This is a genomic window from Kitasatospora sp. LaBMicrA B282, assembly GCF_050325825.1.
Classification (GTDB): Bacteria; Actinomycetota; Actinomycetes; order Streptomycetales; family Streptomycetaceae; genus Kitasatospora.
Genome location: NZ_JBNQTI010000087.1, coordinates 15397 through 35231 on the forward strand (window position 1 = coordinate 15397; position 19835 = coordinate 35231).

A 19835-nucleotide genomic window follows, 5' to 3' on the forward strand; every position below is an offset into this window, starting at 1 on the left:
CCCGTGCGAAAGAACAGCACTCCGGTGCCACAGGGCGGCGCTCCCGTGCGATATGACTGGGGCGGGGGTGAGCTGCATGTTCTGGCGAAGGTTCTTCCGGCTCGACGGCGGGCTGTCACTGGGGAGCGCGGCCTTCCCGCGGGTGCACGGGCCCCGGCGAAGCCCCGTCCTGATGCCGCCGGAGCTCGGGCGCCGGCTGATCCGGGCCGGGAAGGCCGACGTGCTGGCCTTCCGGCGCACCGGCGAGGAGCGGGCGCCGCAGACCGCCGCGCTGCTCGAGAGCCTCGACGAGCCGACCCGGCAGGTCGTCGGGCTGACCCTGCAGCGGGAGCGGATCGGCCTGCTGGCCTGGGACTACGAGTGGGCCGCCAGTGTGGCGCTGCGCGAGGTGCGCTGCGGCTGGCGCGCGTCGGAGGTGCGGACCCTCTTCACCCTGGCGCTGCGGGGCGTCGACCCGGTGCGGCCGACCACCCCGTGGGTGACCGCGGAGCACTGCCTGGAGCTGCCGCTGGCCGCCTACCAGGAGCTGCTCGCCGACCGGCAGCCCGGCGCGGCCGAACGCGCGGAGTTCGAGTCCCACCTGCGCACCGTGCTGGCCGCCTGCCTCGGCTGCCGCGCCGAGGCCGCGGACGAGCCCGAGCCTGGCACCACCGCCCCCGACACCGGGCTGCCCACCGCCGCGGAGCGCGTCGCCTTCGCCCGCCGGGTGCGCGCCCTGCTGCCCACCGGCTTCGACCCCGACCCGCTGCTGCCGCCCGGCGACCCGTTCGCCACCGCGGCCCGCTGCGGCCTGGGCGCCACCCTCTACGCCGACCACGCGCTGCGCCTGCTGGAGCTGTGCGCGGGCAGCACCGAGATCCGGCCCGACTACCGCTGGCTGGGCCGGATCCGCGAGCTGCTCCAGCTCGACCCGGACTGCCGCGAGGTGCTGCGGGTGCTGCTGGTCGCCGGGCGCGGGGAGCCGAGCGACTGCCCGAACCGGGCCCGGCACCAGGGGCCGCCGGGCGAGCGCGGCGGACAGCTGCTCGGCGCGCTCGCCTGGGCCGCGGTGGTCAGCGAGGACACCGCGTTGATCCGCCGGCTCGGCCGGGCGCTGGACTTCCACGCCCGCCGGTCGCCGGACGAACTGCCGCCGGGAGCCGCCCACTTCGTCCGCTGCGGGCTGGCCGCCCTGGCGGCCCTGACCGGCGAGGCGGGGGCCGGGCAGCACCGCCGGCAGCTGGCGGCCGGCTCGCCGCAGGCCGCCGCGCAGGCCCGTCAGGAGCTGGCCGCGCTGCGCGACCTGCCGGCCGGGGTGGATCTGACCGGGCTCACCGTGCCGGTCGGGCGCTACGTCGCGGTCTTCGACGTCGACCCGGTGGGCCAGGTGACGCTGCGCTTCCGCAACCAGGCCGGCCGGCTGCTCGGTGACGTCCCCTCCCAGGTGCGCGAGCGCCACCCCGCCCGGTACGCCGTGCTGCGCGCCCGGCTCGCCGAGCTGCGCGGCCAACTCGCCACCTACCGCGGCGCGCTGGCCGAGCGGCTGGTGACCGATCCGGGCACCCCGGCGGCCCGCTGGCGCACCGCCTTCCTGGGCGGCCCGCACCTGGCCCCGCTGAGCCGGACCCTGGTCTGGGAGATCGACACCCCGGCCGGCCCCGTCCAGGGGCGGCCGGTGCAGCCCGGCGGGTCGGACCAGTGGCTGCTGCGCGACCTGACCGGCCGGATGCACGAGCTCACCGACGACACCCCCGTGCGGCTCTGGCACCCCGCGCCGGCCGACCGGGAGCAGGCGGCCGCCTGGCGGGCCCAGTTGGCCGAACAGGGTGTCCGCCAACCGGTGGCCCAGCTGTGAGGAGCACAGCCGGGCCACCGCGGCGGACACCCTGCGGTGCCGCTGCCTGCCGTCCCGCGGTCAGGCCTTGACGGCCTGCACCGGCCGGTCCGCCGGCGCACCGTCCGCCGCGGCCGCCCAGGCCGGCGGCGGCGTGCGGCGGACCAGGGCGAGCACCAGCAGCCCCGCGACCAGACCGGCGCAACCGGCCACCAGGAAGATCCGGTCCAGCCCGCCCGCGAACGGCACGTGCAGGTCGGGCTTGCCCGCCAGGTGCGGCGTCAGCGCCCGCACCCGGTCCTGGAAGATGGTGCCGAGCACCGCGATGCCGAGCGCGTAGCCCAGCTGCCGCGCGGTGTTGAGCGCGCCGCTGGCCATCCCGGCCCGCTCCCGCGGCACCGCGGCCAGCGCGGTGGACATCATCAGCGGGGTGGACATGCCGACCCCGACCCCGGTGAGCAGCAGGCCCGGCAGCAGCACGGTCCAGCTCGACCCGGCCGACACCAGGGCCAGCAGCAGCGTGCCGGTGCCGATCAGCAGCAGGCCGATGCCGATCGGCAGCTGCGGCGCCATCCGGTGGAAGGCCTTGGCGCTGATCAGCGCCACCACGAACGCGGCCAGGGCCAGCGGGCAGACCGCGAGGCCGGCGTCGAGCGGGCTGAGGTCCAGCACCTGCTGCAGCCAGAGCCCGGTGTAGGTGAGCTGGGCGAAGGCGGCGGCGGTGAGCAGCAGACCGGCCAGGGTCAGGCCGAGGAAGGTGCGGTTGCGCAGCAGGCCCAGGTCGAGCAGCGGCTGCCCGGTCCGGCCGGCCCGCAGCTCCGCCAGCACGAAGACGACCAGCGCCAGCAGGCCGACCCCGATCGAGCCGAGCACCGTGGTGCTGCCCCAGCCCTTGTCGCCGCTCTCGATCAGGCCGTAGGTGAGCGCGCCGGCGAACAGCGTGAAGCTGGCCGCGCCCGGCAGGTCCAGCCGCCCGCGGGCCGCGTTGGCGCCGCCCTTGAGGTAGCCGAGGGTCATGGCGACCGCCAGCACCGCGACCGGGACGTTGACCATGAAGATCGAGCGCCAGCCGAACTGGTCGGTGAGCAGGCCGCCGAGCACCGGGCCGACGGCCGAGGCGGCGCCGTTCACCGCGCCCCAGACACCGAACGCGGTGCCCCGGTCGCGGCCCTGGTAGGCGCCGTTGAGCAGGGCGGTGGTGGAGGTCATCATCGCGGCGCCGCCGATGCCCTGGGCCGCCCGGGAGGCGATCAGGGTGGCCGCGTCGGGCGCCAGCGCACAGGTCAGCGAGGCGAGGCCGAAGACCACCAGGCCGCCGAGGTAGAGGCGGCGGTGGCCGAGCCGGTCGCCGAGCGAGCCGAGCGCCATCAGCAGCGCGGCCAGCGTCAGGGCGTAGATGTCCACCACCCACTGCAGGGAGGTGAAGGAGGAGTTGAGGTCGGTCGACATCTTGGGCAGCGCGACGTTCACGATGCTGACGTCGACCAGCAGCATGAACGCGCCCAGGCAGATCGCCGCCAGGGGTATCCACTTGCGCACGGTTGCTCCGATTCAAGGGTGAGGACGGTCGTACCCTCAGAGGATCGCCGGGCCGAGCCGGAAAACTTCAGCCAGCGAGGTTGATCCGACCGATCTCGACATTGAGTAGCCTGGCCTGGTGGAATCCGACACCTTCGACGAGCTGGACCGGCAGCTGGTCCACGCGCTGCAACTGAACGCCCGGGCGCCGTTCAGCCGGATCGCCGCCGTGCTCGGCGTCTCGGACCAGACGGTGGCCCGCCGCTACTCCCGCCTGGTCGGCCTGCGGCGGATCCGGGTGCTCGGGCTGACCGACCCCGAGTCGCTGGGCGAGGTGCGGTGGCACGTGCGGGTGCAGTGCACCCCGGACGCCGCGGGCACGGTCGCCGAGTCGCTGGCCCGGCGCGAGGACACCACCTGGGTGGTGCTCAGCTCCGGCGGCACCGAGATCAACTGCTCCACCCGGGCGCACCCCGACCAGGCCGACCACTCGCTGCTGCTGCAACGGCTGCCGCGCACCCCGAGCGTGGTCGGGGTCACCGCGCACTGCGTGCTGCACACCTTCTTCGGCGGCGCCCAGAGCCTGGCGGTGAAGTCGGGGGCGCTCACCGACGAGCAGGTGACGGCGCTGCGGCCGGCCCCCGCCGCCGAGCCGCCGGCCGGCCCGCCGCCGGTGCTGGAGGAGGCGGACCGCCGGCTGCTGGACGCGCTGGCCCGGGACGGGCGCGCCGCGCTGGCCGAACTGGCCACCGCCACCGGCTGGTCGGCGAGCACGGTGCGGCGCCGGCTGGCCGAGCTGGAGGCCTGCGGGGTGCTCTACTTCGACCTGGACGTGGACTGGCGGATCTTCGACGTGTCCGCCGCCACCTCGCTCTGGCTCTCGGTGGCCCCGGCCGAACTCGCCGCCACCGGCGCCGCACTGGCCGCCCACCCGGAGGTCGCCTACGCCTGCGCGACCACCGGGCCGACCAACCTGCACGCCGTGCTGCTGACCCGCAACGTGCAGGCCGTCTACAGCTACCTGACCACCCGGATCGCCGCCCTCCCCGCGGTCCGCCAGGTGGAGACCGCCCCAACCATGCGGGTGGTCAAAGGCCCGGGCCCCTTCCCGCTGCCGGCCCGGCGGCGGTAGGGCCTGTCTTCACCCCCTGGAACTCAGATGCCCACCGCGGCGGCCAGCTCCGCCGCGGTGAGGGTGCCCGGGCCGCGCTGCTCGCGGGCGACCACGTTGGCCAGCGACTGCAGCGCGGCGTTGACCGGGGTGGGCACCCCGTGCAGCCTTCCGAGCAGCACGATCTCGCCGTTCAGGTGGTCGGCCTCGATCGAGCCTGCGCCGCGGGCCAGGCTCTGCCAGGACGAGCCGCCCTGGGCCGCGCCCGGGGTCGGCGCCGGGCGCTCCAGCTTGCCGGTGCGCAGTTCGGCCAGGTCGGCGGCGCCCGCCCGGTCGATCCCGGCGGCGTCCAGCACCGCGTCCGCCTCGGCGGTGGCGGCGGCCAGCACCCGCTTGGCCGTCTCCTCGCCCGGGGTCGCGCAGAGCGCCTCCACGGTGTTGGCCAGGTTGGTCACCAACTTGCCGTACTTCCAGTACATGACGGACTCGGCGACCGGGGCCAGGAAGCCCGAGCCCGCCAGGTCGGCGGCGAGCCGGGTGACGGTCGCGTCGGTCCCGTCGGGGTAGCGGCCGACGGTGAGCACGCCGCTGTACGGGCGGCACGGCGCGCTGACCTCGCCGGCCGCCAGGTACTCGGCCGGCAGCACCACGCACATGCCGATCACGGTGCGGAAGCGGCGCAGCGCCGCCCGCTCGTTCTCCACCCCGTTCTGCGCGCTGACCAGCGCGAGGCGCTCGCCCGCGGTGCCGCCGCCGGCCACCGGACGGTCGGCCCAGTCGGCCAGCGCCGCCTCGGTGTGCTGCGACTTGACCGCGAGCACCAGCACGTCCCGCTCGGTGAGTTCGAGCGCCGCCGGCCCCTCGACCACCGGCACCCGCAGCACCCGGGTGCCGCGGTCCGGGGTGGTCAGCCGCAGTCCGTCGGCCCGCAGCGCCGCCAGGTGCGCGCCGCGCGCCACCAGGACCACGCGGTGGCCGCTCTCGTGCAGCCGGCCGCCGATGGTGCCGCCGATCGCCCCCGCCCCGATCACGATGTAGCGGGGTGTCTCCTGCTCTGCCATGCCGCCAACTCCCTCCCGTCCGGCCGAATGTCGTCGATCACGGTACCGGTCGTACCCGCAGCACCGGACGGCGCCCGTGCGCTACTCGGCGCTACTCGGCGCGCAGCGCCGTCGCGGTCCGGGCCCGGGCCGCCCAGCCGGCCGGCAGCGCCGCGCCGAGCAGGGCGACCAGCACCCCGCCGGCGCCCAGCAGCACCAGCTCCAGCCCGTGGTAGACCGCGGTCACCTGACTCGGCAGCGCGCTGTCCACCCCGTGGCCGACCATCGGCATGACCAGCGCGTGCAGCGCCAGCCCGCCCGGCACCCCGAGGGCGCCGCCGACCAGGCCGATCCCGACCACCGAGGTGAGCACCAGGGCCGCCACCTGACCCGGCGTCATCCCGATCGCCTTGCAGATCCCCAGGTCGCGCACCCGCTCCCGGGTGTCCAACAGGACCGCGTTGAGCACCCCGAGCCCGGCGACCACCAGCAGCATCACGGTGAGCAGCCCGGTCATCGCCTCCACCAGCACCACCAGGTGCGGGGTCTCCACCTCCCGCGGGGTGGCCGAGACGCCCAGCGGGGCGAGGGCCGCGTCGAGCCCGCTCAGGTAAGCGGCGGTGCTCACCCCCGGCTTGAGCGCGACCTGGTAGCCCCAGATCGCCGGGGCGTCGGGGCCGGTGAGCAGCTCGGGCAGGTCGGCGTCGAGCTGCATCCCGCCGTTGCCGGAGGCGAAGGACTCGCCGACGATCACCGCCTGGGCACGCTGCCCGCCGGCGGTCAGGGTCAGCGTGTCACCGACGTGGTGGCCGGTGCTGGTCAGGAAGTGCTGCGGTGCGACCACCTGGCCCGGGCCGGTCAGCCAGTGACCGGTGATCATGTCGTAGCCGGTGGCGAGCGAGTCGCCGGAGTACAGGTTGGTCCGCACGCCGCCGGAGACCCCGGAGACCTCGGCCTGCACACCGGTGCCGGCGTAGTAGGTCCGGGTGCCCGGCTGGGCCTTGATCGCGGCCACCACCTGGGCGTCCTGGGCGGCGTTCAGCGGCAACGGCATCGCCGCGTCGGCGCCCGGTGCACCGCCGGGGCCGGGGCGGCCGCCGGGGAAGACCACCGGGTCGACCGTGACCGCGTAGCCGGCCGCCACGTCGCGGGAGGCGCCGATCGCGTTCGCCGAGGCGGTCAGGCCGGTGGCGAAGGTGGCCGCGACGGTGCCGAAGGCCACCGCGGCGACCAGCGCGGCGGTGCGCACCGGCCGGGCGAACGGGCCGGCCAGGCCGTAGCGGACCGGCCGGGGCAGCGGCAACCGCGCCGTCACCCGGTGCGCCCACTGCCCACGGCCGCTGCGCGGCGAGCGGCCCACCGCCAGCGCGGCCACCGCGCTGAGCCGCCCGGCCCGCAGCGCCGGCAGCAGCGCGGCCAGCGCGACCACCAGCAGCGCCCCGCCGCCGACCAGCACGTCCACCCACCAGGCCACCGCGGCCGAGGCGCCGCCGCCGGCCTGCTGGTCCTCGCCCAGCACCGGGGCGGCCAGCAGGTTGCCGACCAGCACCCCGAGCAGCGCGCCCAGGCCGGCCGGCAGCAGCGCCTGCAGCAGGTAGGCCCGCACCACCTGGCCCGGGGTGAAGCCGAGCGCCTTGAGCACCCCGATCCGGCTGAGCCGGGCGGAGACCGCACCGCTGACCACGCTGGCCACGATGATCACCGACATCACCAGCCCGAGCCCGCCGAAGGCCAGCAGGAAGGGCGCGATCGCCTGCCCGTTCTCGTCGGCGACCAGCTTGGCGTCCAGCCAGGACTGGGAGCCGAGCACGGCGCCGGCCGGCAGCGCGGCGGTCAACTCGGCCCGGTCGGCGTCGATCCGGGACTGGTCGCCGGCCGCGGCGAACCGGTAGAGCTGCTGCTCCTGCGGCCGGCCGGCACCGGGCAGCCCGGTGACGGTGGCCGGCAGCGCCCACGCGTCGGCGGAGTCGCTGATCGAGGAGGCGGCGCCGACCACGGTCAGGTCGGTGCCGGCGGTGGTCCGCAGCGTGCTGCCGACGGCGAACGCCGGGCCGGTGTAGTCGGTGGAGACCACCAGCTGGCCGGGGGCGGTGGGCCAGTGGCCGGACCGCAGGGTGAGGTCGTCCACCGCTCCGCCGAGGTCCGGCCGGCCCACCAGGTAGAGCTGCGGGCCCGGCTGGTTGCCGCCCAGCTCGGGGGTGACGCTGGTGGCCGGGAACGGACCGGCGGTCGCGGTCACCCCGGGCAGCTGCCCGGTGGCGGCCAGGCGGTCCTTTTCCACCGTGCCGGTGTCCAACCGCAGCGCCAGGTGGGCGCCGTGCTGGCGGGCGAAGGCCGCGTCGAACGGCGCGGCGGAGGCGACCAGCAGCGAGCCGGCGACCACCGCGGAGGTCACCGCGACCATGGTGACCAGCGCCAGGACCAGGGTGTGCAGCTTGCGCCGGGCCACTGCGGCGCGGGTGACGGTGGCGACCGCGCCGCCCCGACCCGTCAGTCCACCGCGGTTCATCGGGCCACCGCCGGCGCGACGACGCGGCGGTCCGCGGCGACCCGACCGTCCACCAGGTGCAGCCGGCGGCCGGCGCAGGCCTCGGCGAGCGCGGTGTCGTGGGTGACCAGCAGCACGGTCTGGCCGGAGCGGTGCAGCTCGGTCAGCAGCTCGCGGACCTCGGCGCCGGAGGCGCTGTCCAGCGCACCGGTCGGCTCGTCGGCCAGCAGCAGGTCCGGACGGTTGATCAGGGCCCGGGCCACCGCGACCCGCTGGCGCTCGCCGCCGGAGAGCCGGCCGGGGTAGGCCCGGGCGTGCTTGGCGATGCCCAGGGTCTCCAGCAGTTCGGCGGCCCGGGCGGTGGCCTGGCGCCCGGCGCGGCCGACCAGCTGGGCCGGCAGCAGGACGTTGTCGGTCACCGTCAGGTCGTCCAGCAGGTTGAAGAACTGGAAGATCATGCCGATCCGGTCCCGGCGGAACCGGGCCAGCGCCCGCTCGGAGAGCCGGTCGATCCGCTCCCCGGCCACCGTGACGCTGCCCGAACTCGGCCGGTCCAGCCCGGCTATCAGGTTGAGCAGGGTGGACTTGCCGCTGCCCGAGGGGCCGGTCACGGCGAGCGCCTCGCCGGTCTCGACGGCCAGGTCGACCGGCCCGAGCGCGGGGACGCCCGCGGCGTCGTACTGCCTGGCCACGTCGGCCAGTTCGATCACGTGCACCATCGGGTGTTCCGTCCTCTTCGCTCGGTTCCGCTCGGCTGCTCCGAAGGTAGGTCCGGGGCCGGGTCGGCCGCGTCGCTCGTTCCATCGACGATCCGTCGTCCCTTTGGACGACGCCGATCGGGGGTCCTCCTCGAGGAGTACGCCGCCCGGTCGGTGGGACGACCCGCCCGACTGATGCGGAACACCGGCTTCCGTCCGCAGAATGTGCCGGTGCTGACCGACGACACGACACCGCCCGAACACACGACACCGCTCGAACACACGACACCGGCGGAAGACGCACCGCCCGGGTGGCGGCAGCTGCTGGCCGACGCGCTGCGGCGCGACCGCAGGACCTCCTGGCCCGAGCGCAGGACCCTGCTGCTGGAGTCCCTGGGCACGCTGGCGCTCACCGCCGCGGTGCTCTACCAGGGCGGCTTCGAGTCGATCGGCGAGCAGGCCGCCGCCGGTTCGCCGCCGCCGGGACTCCCGCCGGCCCCGGGCGCCCTGCCCTCACAGCTCTGCCCCGCGCTGTCGGCGCCCGGCCCCACCGTGCCGGTGCCGCTGGAGGCCAGGGACTACCTGCTGCTGACGCTCGCCACGCTGCCGCTGCTCGCCCGCCGCCGCTACCCGCTGACGGTCTTCTGGGTGGTGCTGGTGGCCGCGCACGCCGCGCAGGGCTTCGCCGGCTGGCTGCTCGGGGTGGGCTTCGCCGTCGCCGCCTGGAGCGCGATCCGGTACAGCCCCAACCTGCCGACCGTGCTGGGCAGTTTCCTGCTCGGCGCGGTGCTCTCGGCCACCGGCCTGGGCACCCCGGGCAGCTCGCCGGCGCTGGACCTGGCCCGCCCGTACGTGCTGCTCGACGTGCTCGCGCTGGTGGTCGGCGCCGCCCACTACTACCGGCAGCTGGTGCAGGACAGCGCCCGGCGGGTGGCCGACCTGCAACGGGCCCAGGCCGAGGCCACCGCCCGCGCACTGACCGAGGAACGGGCCCGGATCGCCGCCGAGTTGCACGACGTGGTGACCCACAACGTCAGCATGATGGTGATCCAGGCCGGGGCGGGGCGCCGGGTGCTGGACGTCGCGCCCGAGCAGGCCCGGGAGGCGCTGCTCGCGGTGGAGTCGGCGGGGCGCGCGGCGATGGCCGAACTGCGCCACGTGATGGGCCTGTTGGCCGCCTCCGGCACCGGAAGGAGCGCGGCCGGCGACGAGTTGGAGCCGCAGCCCGGCCTGCAGCAGCTGGCAGGGCTGGTCGACCGGGTCCGGTCGGCCGGGCTGCCGGTCGAGCTCGACCTCGCGCTGCCGGCCGAACCGCTGCCCTCCGGCGTCGACCTGACCGCCTACCGGGTGGTCCAGGAGGCACTGACCAACGCGATCAAGCACGCGGTGGGCGCCACCGCCACCGTCACGGTGGCCCAGGACGGCGACTTCCTGCGGATCGAGGTGGCCAACACCGCCGGTCGACCCGGTCCGCAGGCGGCCACCGGCGGCGGGCGCGGCCTGATCGGACTGCGCGAACGCCTGGCCCTCTATGGCGGCGAGCTGGAGGCCCGGCGGACAATCGGCGACGGCTACCTGATCAAGGCCCGGTTGCGCTGGCGCACCGGCTGAGGGGGAGGACTCCCGTGGACAACGCACCGCTGCGCGCCGTCATCGCCGACGACCAGGCACTGGTCCGCACCGGCTTCCGGATGATCCTGGCCACCGACGGCATCGAGGTGGTGGCCGAGGCGACCAACGGCCTGGAGGCCGTCGCCGCCGTCCGCCGCACCCGCCCCGACGTGGTGCTGATGGACATCCGGATGCCCGAGATGGACGGGCTGGAGGCCACCCGGCAGATCCTCGCCGCGGGTCCGGCCGGCGGGGCGGGGGCGGCAGAGGGGCCCAAGGTGCTCGTCCTGACCACCTACGACCTGGACCACTACGTCTACGCCGCGCTGGCGGCCGGGGCCAGCGGCTTCCTGCTCAAGGACGTCTCGCCCGAGCACCTGGTCGCCTCGGTGCGGCTGGTCCGCTCCGGCGACGCGCTGCTCGCGCCGACCATCACCCGCCGGCTGATCGAGCGCTTCGCGCACCGCGACGAGGCGCGCAACAACCTCCACCGCGACCTGGCCGAACTCACCGCCCGCGAGCTGGAGGTGCTGCGGCTGCTGGCCGGCGGCCTGAGCAACGCCGAGCTGGCCGGGACGCTCACCCTGAGCCAGACCACGGTGAAGACCCACGTGGCCCGGATCCTGTCGAAGCTGGGCCTGCGCGACCGGGTGCAGGCGGTGGTGCTCGCCTACGAGACCGGGCTGGTCGCGCCCGGGGGCGGCGCGCAGGCCTGAAGCCTGCGGCCCGGCCCCGGGCAGACCGGCGAGCTCCGCGGCCACGGCGCCGCGGAGCTCAGCCGGCCGGGACGTTCACGGCAGGTAGCTCGACCGGTCGATCTCGTCCGCCAGGTAGGGGACCGACTGGAACCAGATCGCCCCGCACGGCCGGCAGCAGGGCTCGGAGGTCTGCCCCCACTCGGTCGGCTCCAGGGTGGCGGCCCCTTCGGACAGGTCGCGTCCGCACATGGCGGTGGTCTTCTCGTCCTGGACCATGTGCCAGAGCTTCACCGGGCCGGACGGGCCCTCGTCGCCGTACTCGGCGTGCATCCGATGCAACATGACTCCACAGTGCGCCCGGGCCCCGGCGAACGCCAGGCGAGCTGGGCCGAACGCCGGGCGAGCTGGGCCGAAAGCCAGGCGGGCTGAGCCGAACGCCAGGCGGGCTGGGCCGAACGCCGGGGACGACCGCCGGGCGGGGCGGAGCACGGCCGTCAGACGAGCGAGCCGTGCAGCCGCAGCCGGGCGACGCCGCCGTCCGGGAAGACGTCGAGCCGGGCGTGGGTGACCGGGCGGGCGGCGGCGTCGAGGACGAACCGGTGCACCGCGTCGGGCTGCAGCCGGGTGCGCGGCAGCAGCTCGAACCAGCCGGGGGCAGCGGGGTCGGCCGGGTCGCCCGCGGCCGGGTCGGTGGCGTCGAAGCCGAGCACCGCGGCCCAGCCGGCGGCGTTGCCCACGTAGTTGCCGGTGTCCACCTCCAGCGCCCGGACCACCCCGCGCCCGGCCAGCCGCAGCCGCACCCAGTCGTGCCCCGCGTCGCGGCGCCGCCGGTTCTCCCAGCCCTCGCCCATCTCGCGGGAGCGGCCGGGCAGGATCAGGTTGAGCGGCGGGGAGAAGAAGCGGTCCGAGGCGTCCTCGACGGTGCCGCCGTGCTCCAGCGCGGCCAGGTCGAAGGTGCCGAGCGCGGCCAGCCAGGCGGGGTCGGGGCGGCCGGTGCCGTGCACCCGCAGCCGGGCGATCCCGCCGTCGGGGTACTGGCGCAGCCGCAGGTGGGTGAAGCGGCGCGGGTCGGTGACCGGGAAGCCGTTGGCCGCGTGGCCGGCGACCGGGGTGGGCGGGACCAGCTCGTGCCACTCGGTGTCCGGGGCGAGCAGCTCGGCGGGGCCGGGGGTGCCGGGCAGTGCGGTGGCCTCGACGCCGATCCGCTGCGGGTAGTTGCCGCGGAAGTGCGCGGTGTCGACCACGATGCCCTCGATCACGCCCGGCAGGCCGAGCCGGATCAGGGCCCAGTCGTGGTCGGCGGCCACCGGGTGCGGGTGGGCGGTGTCCGCGCCCCGGCGGCGGCGGGTCTCCCAGCCGTCCATCACCTGGCCCTTGGGACCGAAGGTGTGCGGGCGGAAGGCGGCGGGCTCGGGACGGAGCAGGTTCTCCCGCTCGGCGAACAGCTCGTCGCTGGCGGCGAGCACGGCGGCGCCGAGGCGGCGGTCGGCGAGGTCGGGCAGGCGGCGGTAGGGGGCGTCGGCGTCGGTGAGGTCCTGGTAGTCGGCGTAGCTGGGGTCATGGGAAGTCATGACTCAACTGTGCGAGTCGGCTACCTTTGAGGTCCATCTCAAATTACTGATCAAATCGTTGAGCCAGCCTTAACAGTCAGCCGACGCCCTCGACGACGGACGCGGACTGCCGCACGATCTCCGCCACCACCCGGCGCAGCGGCGGCGCCTGCTCGGTGCCCACCCGCACCGCGGCCACCACCCGGCGGCTGGGCAGGTCCGCCGGCAGCGTGCGCACCACCACCCCGCGCCCGCCGCCCGCCAGCAGCCGCGGCACCAGCGCCACCCCGAGCCCCGCCCCGACCATGGCCAGGATCGCCGCCCAGTCCGCGGCGGTGTGCGCCCGCTCCGGCACGAACCCGGCCTCCGCGCAGGCGCCGAGCGTGATGTCCCGCCACGGCCCGTCCGCACCAAAGATCCACGGCTCGTCGGCCAACTCCGCCAGCCGCAGCCCGGGCCGCTCGGCCCACGGGTGGTCCAGCGGCAGCGCGATGTCCAACGGGTCGTCCAGCAGCGGGACCTGCACGAACCGCGGATCCTCCCCCGCGCTGCCGCGCACGTTCAGCGACAGCGACACGTCCACCTCCCCGGCCGCCAGCAGCGCCACCGCCTCGGCCGCCTCCGCCTCCACCACCCGCAGCACCAGCCGCGGCGCCCGCTCCCGCAGCCGCACCACCGCCGGCACCACCAGGGCGGTGATCGCGGTGGCGAACGCCCCGACCCGCACCTCCCCCGCCTCGCCGTGCAGGTACCCCGCCAACTCAGCCTCGGCCTGCGCCAGTTGCCCGAACACCCGATCCGCGTGCCGCAACAGCAACCGCGCCGCCGCGGTCAACCGCACCCGCCGCCCGTACGGCTCCACCATCGGCGCCCCCACCTGCCGCCCCAACGCCGCCAACTGCTGCGACACCGCCGACGGCGTCAGATTCAGCCGCGCCCCCGCCGCGGTCACGGTCCCGGTCTCGTCCAGCGCCTGCAACACCCGCAACTTCCGCAAGTCCCAATCGGTGCTCATGACCGAAAGGTAAGGCCAACAGACGCCTGGGAACCGAACGTCGATCGGTCCGACGTCCGGGGACCGTCCGAGTCAGGAGCCTCAGGACGCCACCCGCAGTGGGGGGCGGTGGAGGACCTTGTCGAAGCTGACGATGGCGCCGCGCTGGGGGTGGGTGTGCAGGCGGACGTGGTCGGTCAGGGCGCGGATCAGGAAGAGGCCGCGGCCAGACTCGGCGGTCAGGTCGGGGAGGGTGTCCGGGTCGGGGAGGCGGGGGAGGGCGGGGTGCGGGCGACCCGGGGGGAGGACGTGGGTGTCGTAGGGGGTGGGGCGGGAGTGGCGGGCCGGGCCGAGCGCGGTGGGGCCGGGCAGGGTGGCGCGGCCGCGGCGGCGGCGCGCGTGGGGGTACCTCGCGGCCGGCGGCTGGGGGAGGGTGCGCGCGCCGGGGTGGGCGGCCGGGCGGGGGGTGCCGGGGCGGTGCGGCAGCGGGCCGGAGTCGATCACCTCGATCCGCAGCAGGTCGCCGTCGAGCGCGGCGGTCACCTGGAAGCCGGCGGTGAGCGGGCCGCCGGCGTGCTCCACGGCGTTGGCGCAGGCCTCGGTCAGCGCCAGGCCGAGGTCGTGGGCGATCTGCGGGTCGACACCGGCGCTCTCCATGGTGCCGAGCAGGAAGCGCCGGGCCAGCGGAACGCTGGCCGGCTCGCGCTTGAGGTGCAGAGTCCACCAGATGTCCACGGCCGGTCCCTCCTGGCTGGGGCTCCACAGATGCCGTCGGATCCGGCGGCGGGGCTCCAAATACAACTAGGTATTGCCGAGGGATCCGAGGGTGAACCGTCGCGCTGCGGCCACTCCCCCCATTCGGCGGATGGCCCGGAGCGGCGCGATGTGCCGAACGGCGCACGGCCCGCGGGTGCACGCCGGGCCATTGGGGGGAGGGCCGGTGAGGGCCGTCGAGAACGGCTCGACCGGGGCTCGCCGTTCGGTCGGTGTCGTGCGCCGTTTCGGCCCCCGCCCCGATCGGCGGGCACCCCGATGAGATGATGGCCCGGCCATGACCGACCACCAGCCCGCACCCTCCCCGCACCCGGCCGCCGCGCCGGCGCCGCGGGCTGCGCTGCGCGCCGGGTGGGACCTGCGCCTGCTGCGGGCCGTCCCGTTCGCGCTGGTCTGCACGGTGGTGGCGGCCGTCGGGCACGGTCTGGGCGGTGGCGGCGAGATCGCCGTGCCGACCCTGCTGCTCGGCTTCGTCCTGGTGACCGCGGTCGCGGTGCTGCTCGGCGGGCGGGAGCGCTCGCTGCCCGGCATCGCCGCCGCCCTGGGCGCCGGTCAGCTCGGGCTGCACCTGCTCTTCCACGGCACCGGTCACGCGATGGCCGGGATGACGATGGATCAGGTGGCCGGGCGGCTGGTCTGCAACGACCTGCCGGGTGCCGCCCACACGCTGCCGCCGGGGGTCACCCCCGCGCAGCTGATCGGCGCCGCGGGCCTGGACCCCAGCGCCTACCACGCCGCCGCGCCCTGGTGGCAGTTCGGCCTCACCCCCGTGATGCTGCTCGGCCACCTGCTGGCCGCGGTGCTGGTCGGCTGGTGGCTGCGGCGCGGCGAGGCCGCGCTGTGGCGGCTGGTCCGCCTGGCCGGCAGCGCCGCCCGCGAGGCGCGGCAGTGGAGCGCGCCGCTGGGGCGGGCGCTGGCGCTGGTCGCCGCGGTGCTGCGGGGCCTGCTCGGCCTCGGCGGGGCCGGGGTGCGCGGGCCGTGCCCGGGGGCCGGGGAGCACCGGCTGCCGGTGGCGGCCGCGCTGCGGCACAGCGTGATCCGGCGTGGTCCGCCGGTGGCGGCCTGCGCGTTCTGACCCGCCGTCACCCCACCGGTCCTCGCAGTACCCATCGGCTGACGGTGCCGGGTCGGGCGCGCACCCGCACCCGCACACCACCCACAGTCCGGGGCACCCGTGTGCCCTGCCCCCGATGGAGACCGCCCAGATGCGTTCGCTTTCCGCCCGCCGTTCCGTCGTCGCCGCCACCCTGGCGGCCGGCGCCGTGCTGGCCACCGCCGTGCCCGCCTTCGCGCACGTGACCGTGCAGCCGAACACCGCCCAGCAGGGCGGATACACCGCCGTCGCGTTCCGGGTCCCGGACGAGAGCGACAAGGCGAGCACGGTGAAGCTGGAGGTCACCGTGCCGACCGACCACCCGATCGTCTCGCTCGCCACCCAGCCGGTCCCCGGCTGGACCGCCACCGTCGACAAGACCCACCTGGACACCCCGGTGAAGACCGACGACGGCGACTCGGTGACCGACGCGGTCAGCAAGATCACCTGGACCGCCGACCCGAGCGGCACCGGCAAGGTCGGCCCCGGCCAGTTCCAGGAGTTCAAGATCTCGCTCGGCCCGCTGCCGACCGACACCGACAAGATCGTCTTCAAGGCGCTGCAGACCTACGACGACGGCACCGTGGTGCGCTGGATCGACGAGGCCAAGCCGGGCCAGCCCGAGCCGCAGCACCCCGCCCCCACGCTGTCCCTGACCCCCAAGGCGAACACCGCCGCGGCGGCCGGGGCCGGCTCCGCCTCCCCCGCCCCGGCCGCCGCCACCACCAAGGCCGCGAGCGACACCACCGCCCGCTCGCTGGGTGTGGCCGGTCTCGTGGTAAGCGTGATCGGCGCCGCCATGGCCGCGGTCGCCATGCGCCGCAAGCCCGGCACCCCCGCCTCCTGAGGCACCCCGCCGGGGCCGGCCCGCACGACCGGCCCCGGCGGGCGCCGCCACCCCCGCACCGCACCCTCGCGCTCCTTGCCCCGAACGGACTGCCCCGCATGAAGCTCTCGTCCCCCCGCCGCACGGCCGCCGCGGCCGCCGCCCTCGTCACCGTCGCCGCCCTCGCGCTCAGCGCCTGCAGCTCCGGCGGCAGCACGTCGGCCAACGGCTCGGTCGCCGTGGTCTCCCAGGAGGCCCAGAACTCGCCCTACCAGGGCACCGTGCTGGCCAAGCGCTTCGACAAGCCGGACCTGGTGCTGCCGGACACCACCGGCCAGCCCTTCGACCTGCGCCAGCGCACCGCGGGCAAGCCCACCCTGCTCTTCTTCGGGTACACCAGCTGCCCGGACGTCTGCCCCACCACCATGGGCGACATCGCCGTGGCGATGTCCAAGCTGCCGGCCGACGAGCAGGACAAGATCAACGTGGTCTTCGTCTCCACCGACCCGCAGGTGGACAACCCGAAGGTGCTGCGGACCTGGCTGGACTCCTTCGACAAGAACTTCATCGGCCTGACCGGCGACCTGACCAAGGTGAAGGCGGCCGCGCAGAGCCTGGGCATCCTGGTGGAGGACCCGGTGGTGAACAAGGACGGCACGGTGACCTCCTCGCACGGCGCCCAGGTGCTGGCCTTCCTGCCCTCCGACGACAAGGCCCACCTGGTCTACCTGAGCGACACCTCGCCGGCCACCTTCGAGCACGACCTGCCGCTGCTCGCCAAGGGGGTGGCCGCGTGATGCCGGCCGGCAAGGACTTCCGCCGGGTCGCGCTGGCCGGGGCGGCGGTGGCCGCCGCCCTCACCGTGAGCGCGCTGGTGATCGCCAACGACGGCGACCCCGGTCACGCGTCGGCGGCCCGGATCAGCATCACCGACCCGTACATACCGCTGCCCGCCGGCGGGCCCGACGCGATGGCCGCCGGCTACCTGACGGTCCGCAACACCGGCGGCTCGCCGGACACCCTGGTCCGGGTGAGCAGCCCGGGTGCCGGGTCGGTGAGCATGCACCAGTCCTCGGACACCAGCATGACCGAGGTGGACAGCCTGCCCGTGCCGGCCGACGGAACGCTGCAACTGGCCCGCGGCGGCACCCACCTGATGATCATGGGCTGGCAGCAGCCGCCCGCGGTCGGGGACCAGCTGGAGCTGGACCTGACCTTCGCGCACAGCGGCACCATCGCCGTGAAGGTGCCGGTGAAACCCCTCACCTACCGCCCCGGGAGCTGACACCCGTGTCGCCACTGCGCCCCACCCCGCCATCGCCCCGCTCCGCCCCCACCGCGCCGCTGCCCGCACCACTGCGCCGGGTGCGGACCTGGCTCGCCACCCTCGGCGCCCTGCTGGTGCTGCTGCTGGCCACCGCCGCGCCCGCCTCGGCGCACGCGGCCCTGCTGCAGACCGACCCGGCGCAGAACTCGGTGGTGGCCACCGAGCCGACCGCCGTCACGCTGACCTTCAGCGAGACCGTGTCGCTCTCCAGCGACTCGGTGCGGGTGCTCGACCCGTCCGGCAAGGCCGTGGACCTGGGCAACCCCGGGCACGCCGGCGGGCGCGGCGACACGGCCAGCGTCGGGCTGCGGCCCGGCCTGGGCAACGGGACCTACACGGTGGCCTGGCGGGCCGTCTCGGCCGACACCCACGTGGTGGGCGGCGCCTTCACCTTCTCGATCGGCGCCGCTTCCAGCACCACCGTCTCCACCACCCAGCTGCAGAACTCCGAGATCGACGGCACGGTGGCGGCGCTCTACGGGACCGGACGGGCCGTGGCCTACGGCGCCTTCGCGCTGCTGGTCGGCGCCGCCGCCTTCGTGCTGATCTGCTGGCCGCGCGGGGCGCGACTGCAGTCGGTGCAGCGGCTGTTGATGACCGGCTGGGTCGGCCTGCTGGCCGCCACCGTGACCGTGCTGCTGGCCCGCGGGCCGTACGAGCACGGCAGCGGGTTCAGCCAGGTCTTCGACCTGACGCTGGTCCGCGGCACGCTGGACGAGCGGCTCGGCACCGCGCTGGCCGCCCGGCTGCTGCTGCTCGCCGCCGCCGGGGTCTTCCTGTCGCTGCTGGTGGGCCAGTTGGGGCAGGAGTCCCCGGCGGCCGCGACGGCCGGAACGGCCCCGACGACCGGAACGGCCCCGACGACCGGAACGGCCGCGACGACCGGTGACCCGGAGGAGGAAGAGCTGCGCCGGCTGGAGCAGCGGGCCGCCGAGCGGCCGCAGCGCGAGGCCCGGCTGGCGCTCGGCATCGGCGGGGCGGTGCTGGCGCTCGGGCTCGCGGCGACCTGGGCGGCGGCGGACCACGCGGCGGTCGGCATCCAGGTCGGCCTCGCGCTGCCGCTCGACATGCTGCACCTGATGGCGATGGCCTGCTGGCTGGGCGGCCTGGTGACGCTGGTGCTGGCGCTGCGCAACGGCGCCGGGGCCAGGGAGGCCGGGCGGTTCTCCACGGTCGCGCTGACCGCGGTCTCCACCCTGGTGGCGACCGGCCTCTACCAGGCCTGGCGCGGGGTCGGCTCGTGGAGCGCGCTGACCGGGACGAACTACGGGCAGCTGCTGCTGGTCAAGGTCGGCCTGGTGCTGGTGATGGTCGGCACGGCCTGGTTCTCCCGGCGCTGGACCGGGCGGCTGCGGCAGGCGGCTGCCGCGGGTGCGAGTACGGCGGCGACCGGTACGGCGGTGGACGGTGCCGCGGTGGACGAGGCGGCAGCGGACGACCTGGTCGACGCCGCCGTGACGGCGAGCCCGGCCGAGCAGGCGGGGAGCACCGACACCGAGACCGCCGGGTCCGCCGCCTCCACCACCCCCGTCGACCCCGCGCGCGAGGCCCAGCTGGCCCGGCAGCGGGCGGCGCTGGCCACGGCCGAGGTGCACCGGGCGCAGCGCGGCACGCCGCTGCAGGCCGGGCTGCGCCGCTCGGTGCTGATCGAGGCGATCGTCGCGATCGGCGTGCTGATCACCACCACGCTGCTGACCAACTCCGCGCCCGGGCGGACGGCCGCGGTCGCCGCGGCGAGCGCCCCGAGTGCACCCGGTGCCCCCGCCGGCGGAAGCAGCCCCGCCGCCCCGCGCACCGTGCAGCTGAAGATCCCCTACGACACCGGCGGCACCGAGGCCGGGGCCAAGGGCACCGCGCTGCTCACCGTGAACCCGGCGACCACCGGCGCCAACCAGCTGACCCTGGAGGTCACCGACACCGGCGGCAAGCCGGTGGACGTGCCCGAGACCCAGCTCTCCTTCACCCTGCCCGACCGGGACCTGGGCCCGCTGCCGGTGACCCTGGCCAAGTCCGGCACCGGCCGGTGGACCGGCACCGCGCAGATCCCGCTGGGCGGCGAGTGGGTGGCCGCGGTGGTGGTCCGCTCCTCGCCCATCGACCAGGACACCGAGACCAAGCAACTGACGATCGGCGGCTAGACCATGCAGGACAGCGACCAGCCGGACGGCGGCCGCCAGGCGAGCGACCCGGCCGGTAGCGGACCGGAGCAGCCCGCGCCGAGCTCCGACCCGCGGCCGGCCGGCGGCCGCACCGCCGGCGTCTCCCGCCGGGCGCTGCTCGGCGGCGCCGGCGCG

Annotated in this window: 17 protein-coding genes; 9 read left to right on the forward strand and 8 right to left on the reverse strand. The window is 75.9% G+C overall.

Annotation, left to right across the window (positions count from 1 at the left end):
• Positions 1–76: 76 nt before the first annotated feature.
• Complete coding sequence (locus ACQRUO_RS23120; RefSeq protein ID WP_428317939.1) at positions 77–1834, forward strand: DUF4132 domain-containing protein; 1758 nt, start codon at positions 77–79, stop codon at positions 1832–1834.
• A 60-nt stretch (positions 1835–1894) separates the two neighbouring features.
• Here ACQRUO_RS23120 and ACQRUO_RS23125 read toward each other — a convergent pair whose 3' ends face one another.
• Positions 1895–3352 carry an MFS transporter gene (locus ACQRUO_RS23125; RefSeq protein ID WP_428317940.1) on the reverse strand — a complete coding sequence of 486 codons (1458 nt, stop codon included), beginning with the start codon at positions 3350–3352 and terminating at the stop codon, positions 1895–1897.
• A gap of 118 nt (positions 3353–3470) precedes the next feature.
• Between ACQRUO_RS23125 and ACQRUO_RS23130 the strand changes: the two genes are divergently transcribed.
• Positions 3471–4463 (forward strand): Lrp/AsnC family transcriptional regulator, encoded by a 993-nt coding sequence (locus ACQRUO_RS23130; RefSeq protein ID WP_428317941.1) that lies wholly within the window; start codon positions 3471–3473, stop codon positions 4461–4463.
• A gap of 23 nt (positions 4464–4486) precedes the next feature.
• Here the strand turns inward: ACQRUO_RS23130 and ACQRUO_RS23135 are convergent, their stop codons facing one another.
• The 3 genes from ACQRUO_RS23135 to ACQRUO_RS23145 form a co-directional block, all read right to left on the reverse strand.
• A complete protein-coding gene (locus ACQRUO_RS23135) occupies positions 4487–5503 on the reverse strand; it encodes a ketopantoate reductase family protein (protein ID WP_428317942.1) in 1017 nt (338 codons plus the stop codon).
• A 91-nt stretch (positions 5504–5594) separates the two neighbouring features.
• Entirely contained in the window at positions 5595–7991 is a 2397-nt protein-coding gene (locus ACQRUO_RS23140; RefSeq protein ID WP_428317943.1) for an FtsX-like permease family protein, read from the reverse strand.
• Positions 7988–8689: an ABC transporter ATP-binding protein gene (locus ACQRUO_RS23145; protein ID WP_428317944.1), complete on the reverse strand. Its 702-nt coding sequence runs from the start codon at positions 8687–8689 to the stop codon at positions 7988–7990. The genes ACQRUO_RS23140 and ACQRUO_RS23145 overlap by 4 nt, the downstream gene beginning before the upstream one ends.
• Before the next feature lie 210 nt (positions 8690–8899).
• Between ACQRUO_RS23145 and ACQRUO_RS23150 the strand changes: the two genes are divergently transcribed.
• Together ACQRUO_RS23150 and ACQRUO_RS23155 are read left to right on the forward strand one after the other, a co-directional pair.
• A complete protein-coding gene (locus tag ACQRUO_RS23150) occupies positions 8900–10279 on the forward strand; it encodes a sensor histidine kinase (protein WP_428317945.1) in 1380 nt (459 codons plus the stop codon).
• Between the two features lie 14 nt (positions 10280–10293).
• The gene (locus ACQRUO_RS23155) at positions 10294–10995 is read left to right on the forward strand and encodes a response regulator (RefSeq protein ID WP_428317946.1); all 702 of its coding nucleotides are present in this window, start codon (positions 10294–10296) and stop codon (positions 10993–10995) included.
• Positions 10996–11070: 75 nt separating this feature from the next.
• Here the strand turns inward: ACQRUO_RS23155 and ACQRUO_RS23160 are convergent, their stop codons facing one another.
• The 4 genes from ACQRUO_RS23160 to ACQRUO_RS23175 all read right to left on the reverse strand — a co-directional run bounded on the left by ACQRUO_RS23160 (position 11071) and on the right by ACQRUO_RS23175 (position 14256).
• On the reverse strand, positions 11071–11319 hold the full coding sequence (locus ACQRUO_RS23160; RefSeq protein ID WP_428317947.1) for a hypothetical protein: 249 nt from the start codon (positions 11317–11319) through the stop codon (positions 11071–11073).
• Positions 11320–11471: 152 nt separating this feature from the next.
• Positions 11472–12548: an allantoicase gene (gene alc / locus ACQRUO_RS23165; protein WP_428317948.1), complete on the reverse strand. Its 1077-nt coding sequence runs from the start codon at positions 12546–12548 to the stop codon at positions 11472–11474.
• 76 nt (positions 12549–12624) lie between these two features.
• Entirely contained in the window at positions 12625–13542 is a 918-nt protein-coding gene (locus ACQRUO_RS23170) for a LysR family transcriptional regulator (RefSeq protein WP_428317949.1), read from the reverse strand.
• A gap of 81 nt (positions 13543–13623) precedes the next feature.
• Positions 13624–14256, reverse strand: coding sequence for an ATP-binding protein (locus ACQRUO_RS23175; RefSeq protein WP_428317950.1), 633 nt, complete (start codon positions 14254–14256; stop codon positions 13624–13626).
• Positions 14257–14572: 316 nt separating this feature from the next.
• On the opposite strand from ACQRUO_RS23175, the gene ACQRUO_RS23180 reads away from it, so the two are divergent.
• The 5 genes from ACQRUO_RS23180 to ACQRUO_RS23200 all read left to right on the forward strand — a co-directional run bounded on the left by ACQRUO_RS23180 (position 14573) and on the right by ACQRUO_RS23200 (position 19679).
• Positions 14573–15370 (forward strand): hypothetical protein, encoded by a 798-nt coding sequence (locus ACQRUO_RS23180; protein ID WP_428317951.1) that lies wholly within the window; start codon positions 14573–14575, stop codon positions 15368–15370.
• Positions 15371–15500: 130 nt separating this feature from the next.
• Positions 15501–16235 (forward strand): YcnI family protein, encoded by a 735-nt coding sequence (locus ACQRUO_RS23185; protein WP_428317952.1) that lies wholly within the window; start codon positions 15501–15503, stop codon positions 16233–16235.
• Between the two features lie 98 nt (positions 16236–16333).
• A complete protein-coding gene (locus ACQRUO_RS23190) occupies positions 16334–17011 on the forward strand; it encodes an SCO family protein (RefSeq protein WP_428317953.1) in 678 nt (225 codons plus the stop codon).
• A complete protein-coding gene (locus ACQRUO_RS23195) occupies positions 17011–17499 on the forward strand; it encodes a copper chaperone PCu(A)C (protein ID WP_428317954.1) in 489 nt (162 codons plus the stop codon). The genes ACQRUO_RS23190 and ACQRUO_RS23195 overlap by 1 nt, the downstream gene beginning before the upstream one ends.
• Positions 17500–17504: 5 nt before the next feature.
• On the forward strand, positions 17505–19679 hold the full coding sequence (locus tag ACQRUO_RS23200; RefSeq protein ID WP_428317955.1) for a copper resistance protein CopC: 2175 nt from the start codon (positions 17505–17507) through the stop codon (positions 19677–19679).
• The last annotated feature ends 156 nt before the right edge of the window (positions 19680–19835 follow it).

What these genes read in the sequence shown, in the direction of transcription:
- ACQRUO_RS23120 (WP_428317939.1), top strand. Translation starts at nt 77, where the DNA reads ATGTTCTGGCGAAGGTTCTTCCGGCTCGACGGCGGGCTGTCACTGGGG.
- ACQRUO_RS23135 (WP_428317942.1), bottom strand. Translation starts at nt 5,503, where the DNA reads ATGGCAGAGCAGGAGACACCCCGCTACATCGTGATCGGGGCGGGGGCG.
- ACQRUO_RS23140 (WP_428317943.1), bottom strand. Translation starts at nt 7,991, where the DNA reads ATGAACCGCGGTGGACTGACGGGTCGGGGCGGCGCGGTCGCCACCGTC.
- ACQRUO_RS23145 (WP_428317944.1), bottom strand. Translation starts at nt 8,689, where the DNA reads ATGGTGCACGTGATCGAACTGGCCGACGTGGCCAGGCAGTACGACGCC.
- ACQRUO_RS23160 (WP_428317947.1), bottom strand. Translation starts at nt 11,319, where the DNA reads ATGTTGCATCGGATGCACGCCGAGTACGGCGACGAGGGCCCGTCCGGC.
- alc (WP_428317948.1), bottom strand. Translation starts at nt 12,548, where the DNA reads ATGACTTCCCATGACCCCAGCTACGCCGACTACCAGGACCTCACCGAC.
- ACQRUO_RS23170 (WP_428317949.1), bottom strand. Translation starts at nt 13,542, where the DNA reads ATGAGCACCGATTGGGACTTGCGGAAGTTGCGGGTGTTGCAGGCGCTG.
- ACQRUO_RS23180 (WP_428317951.1), top strand. Translation starts at nt 14,573, where the DNA reads ATGACCGACCACCAGCCCGCACCCTCCCCGCACCCGGCCGCCGCGCCG.
- ACQRUO_RS23185 (WP_428317952.1), top strand. Translation starts at nt 15,501, where the DNA reads ATGCGTTCGCTTTCCGCCCGCCGTTCCGTCGTCGCCGCCACCCTGGCG.
- ACQRUO_RS23190 (WP_428317953.1), top strand. Translation starts at nt 16,334, where the DNA reads ATGAAGCTCTCGTCCCCCCGCCGCACGGCCGCCGCGGCCGCCGCCCTC.
- ACQRUO_RS23195 (WP_428317954.1), top strand. Translation starts at nt 17,011, where the DNA reads ATGCCGGCCGGCAAGGACTTCCGCCGGGTCGCGCTGGCCGGGGCGGCG.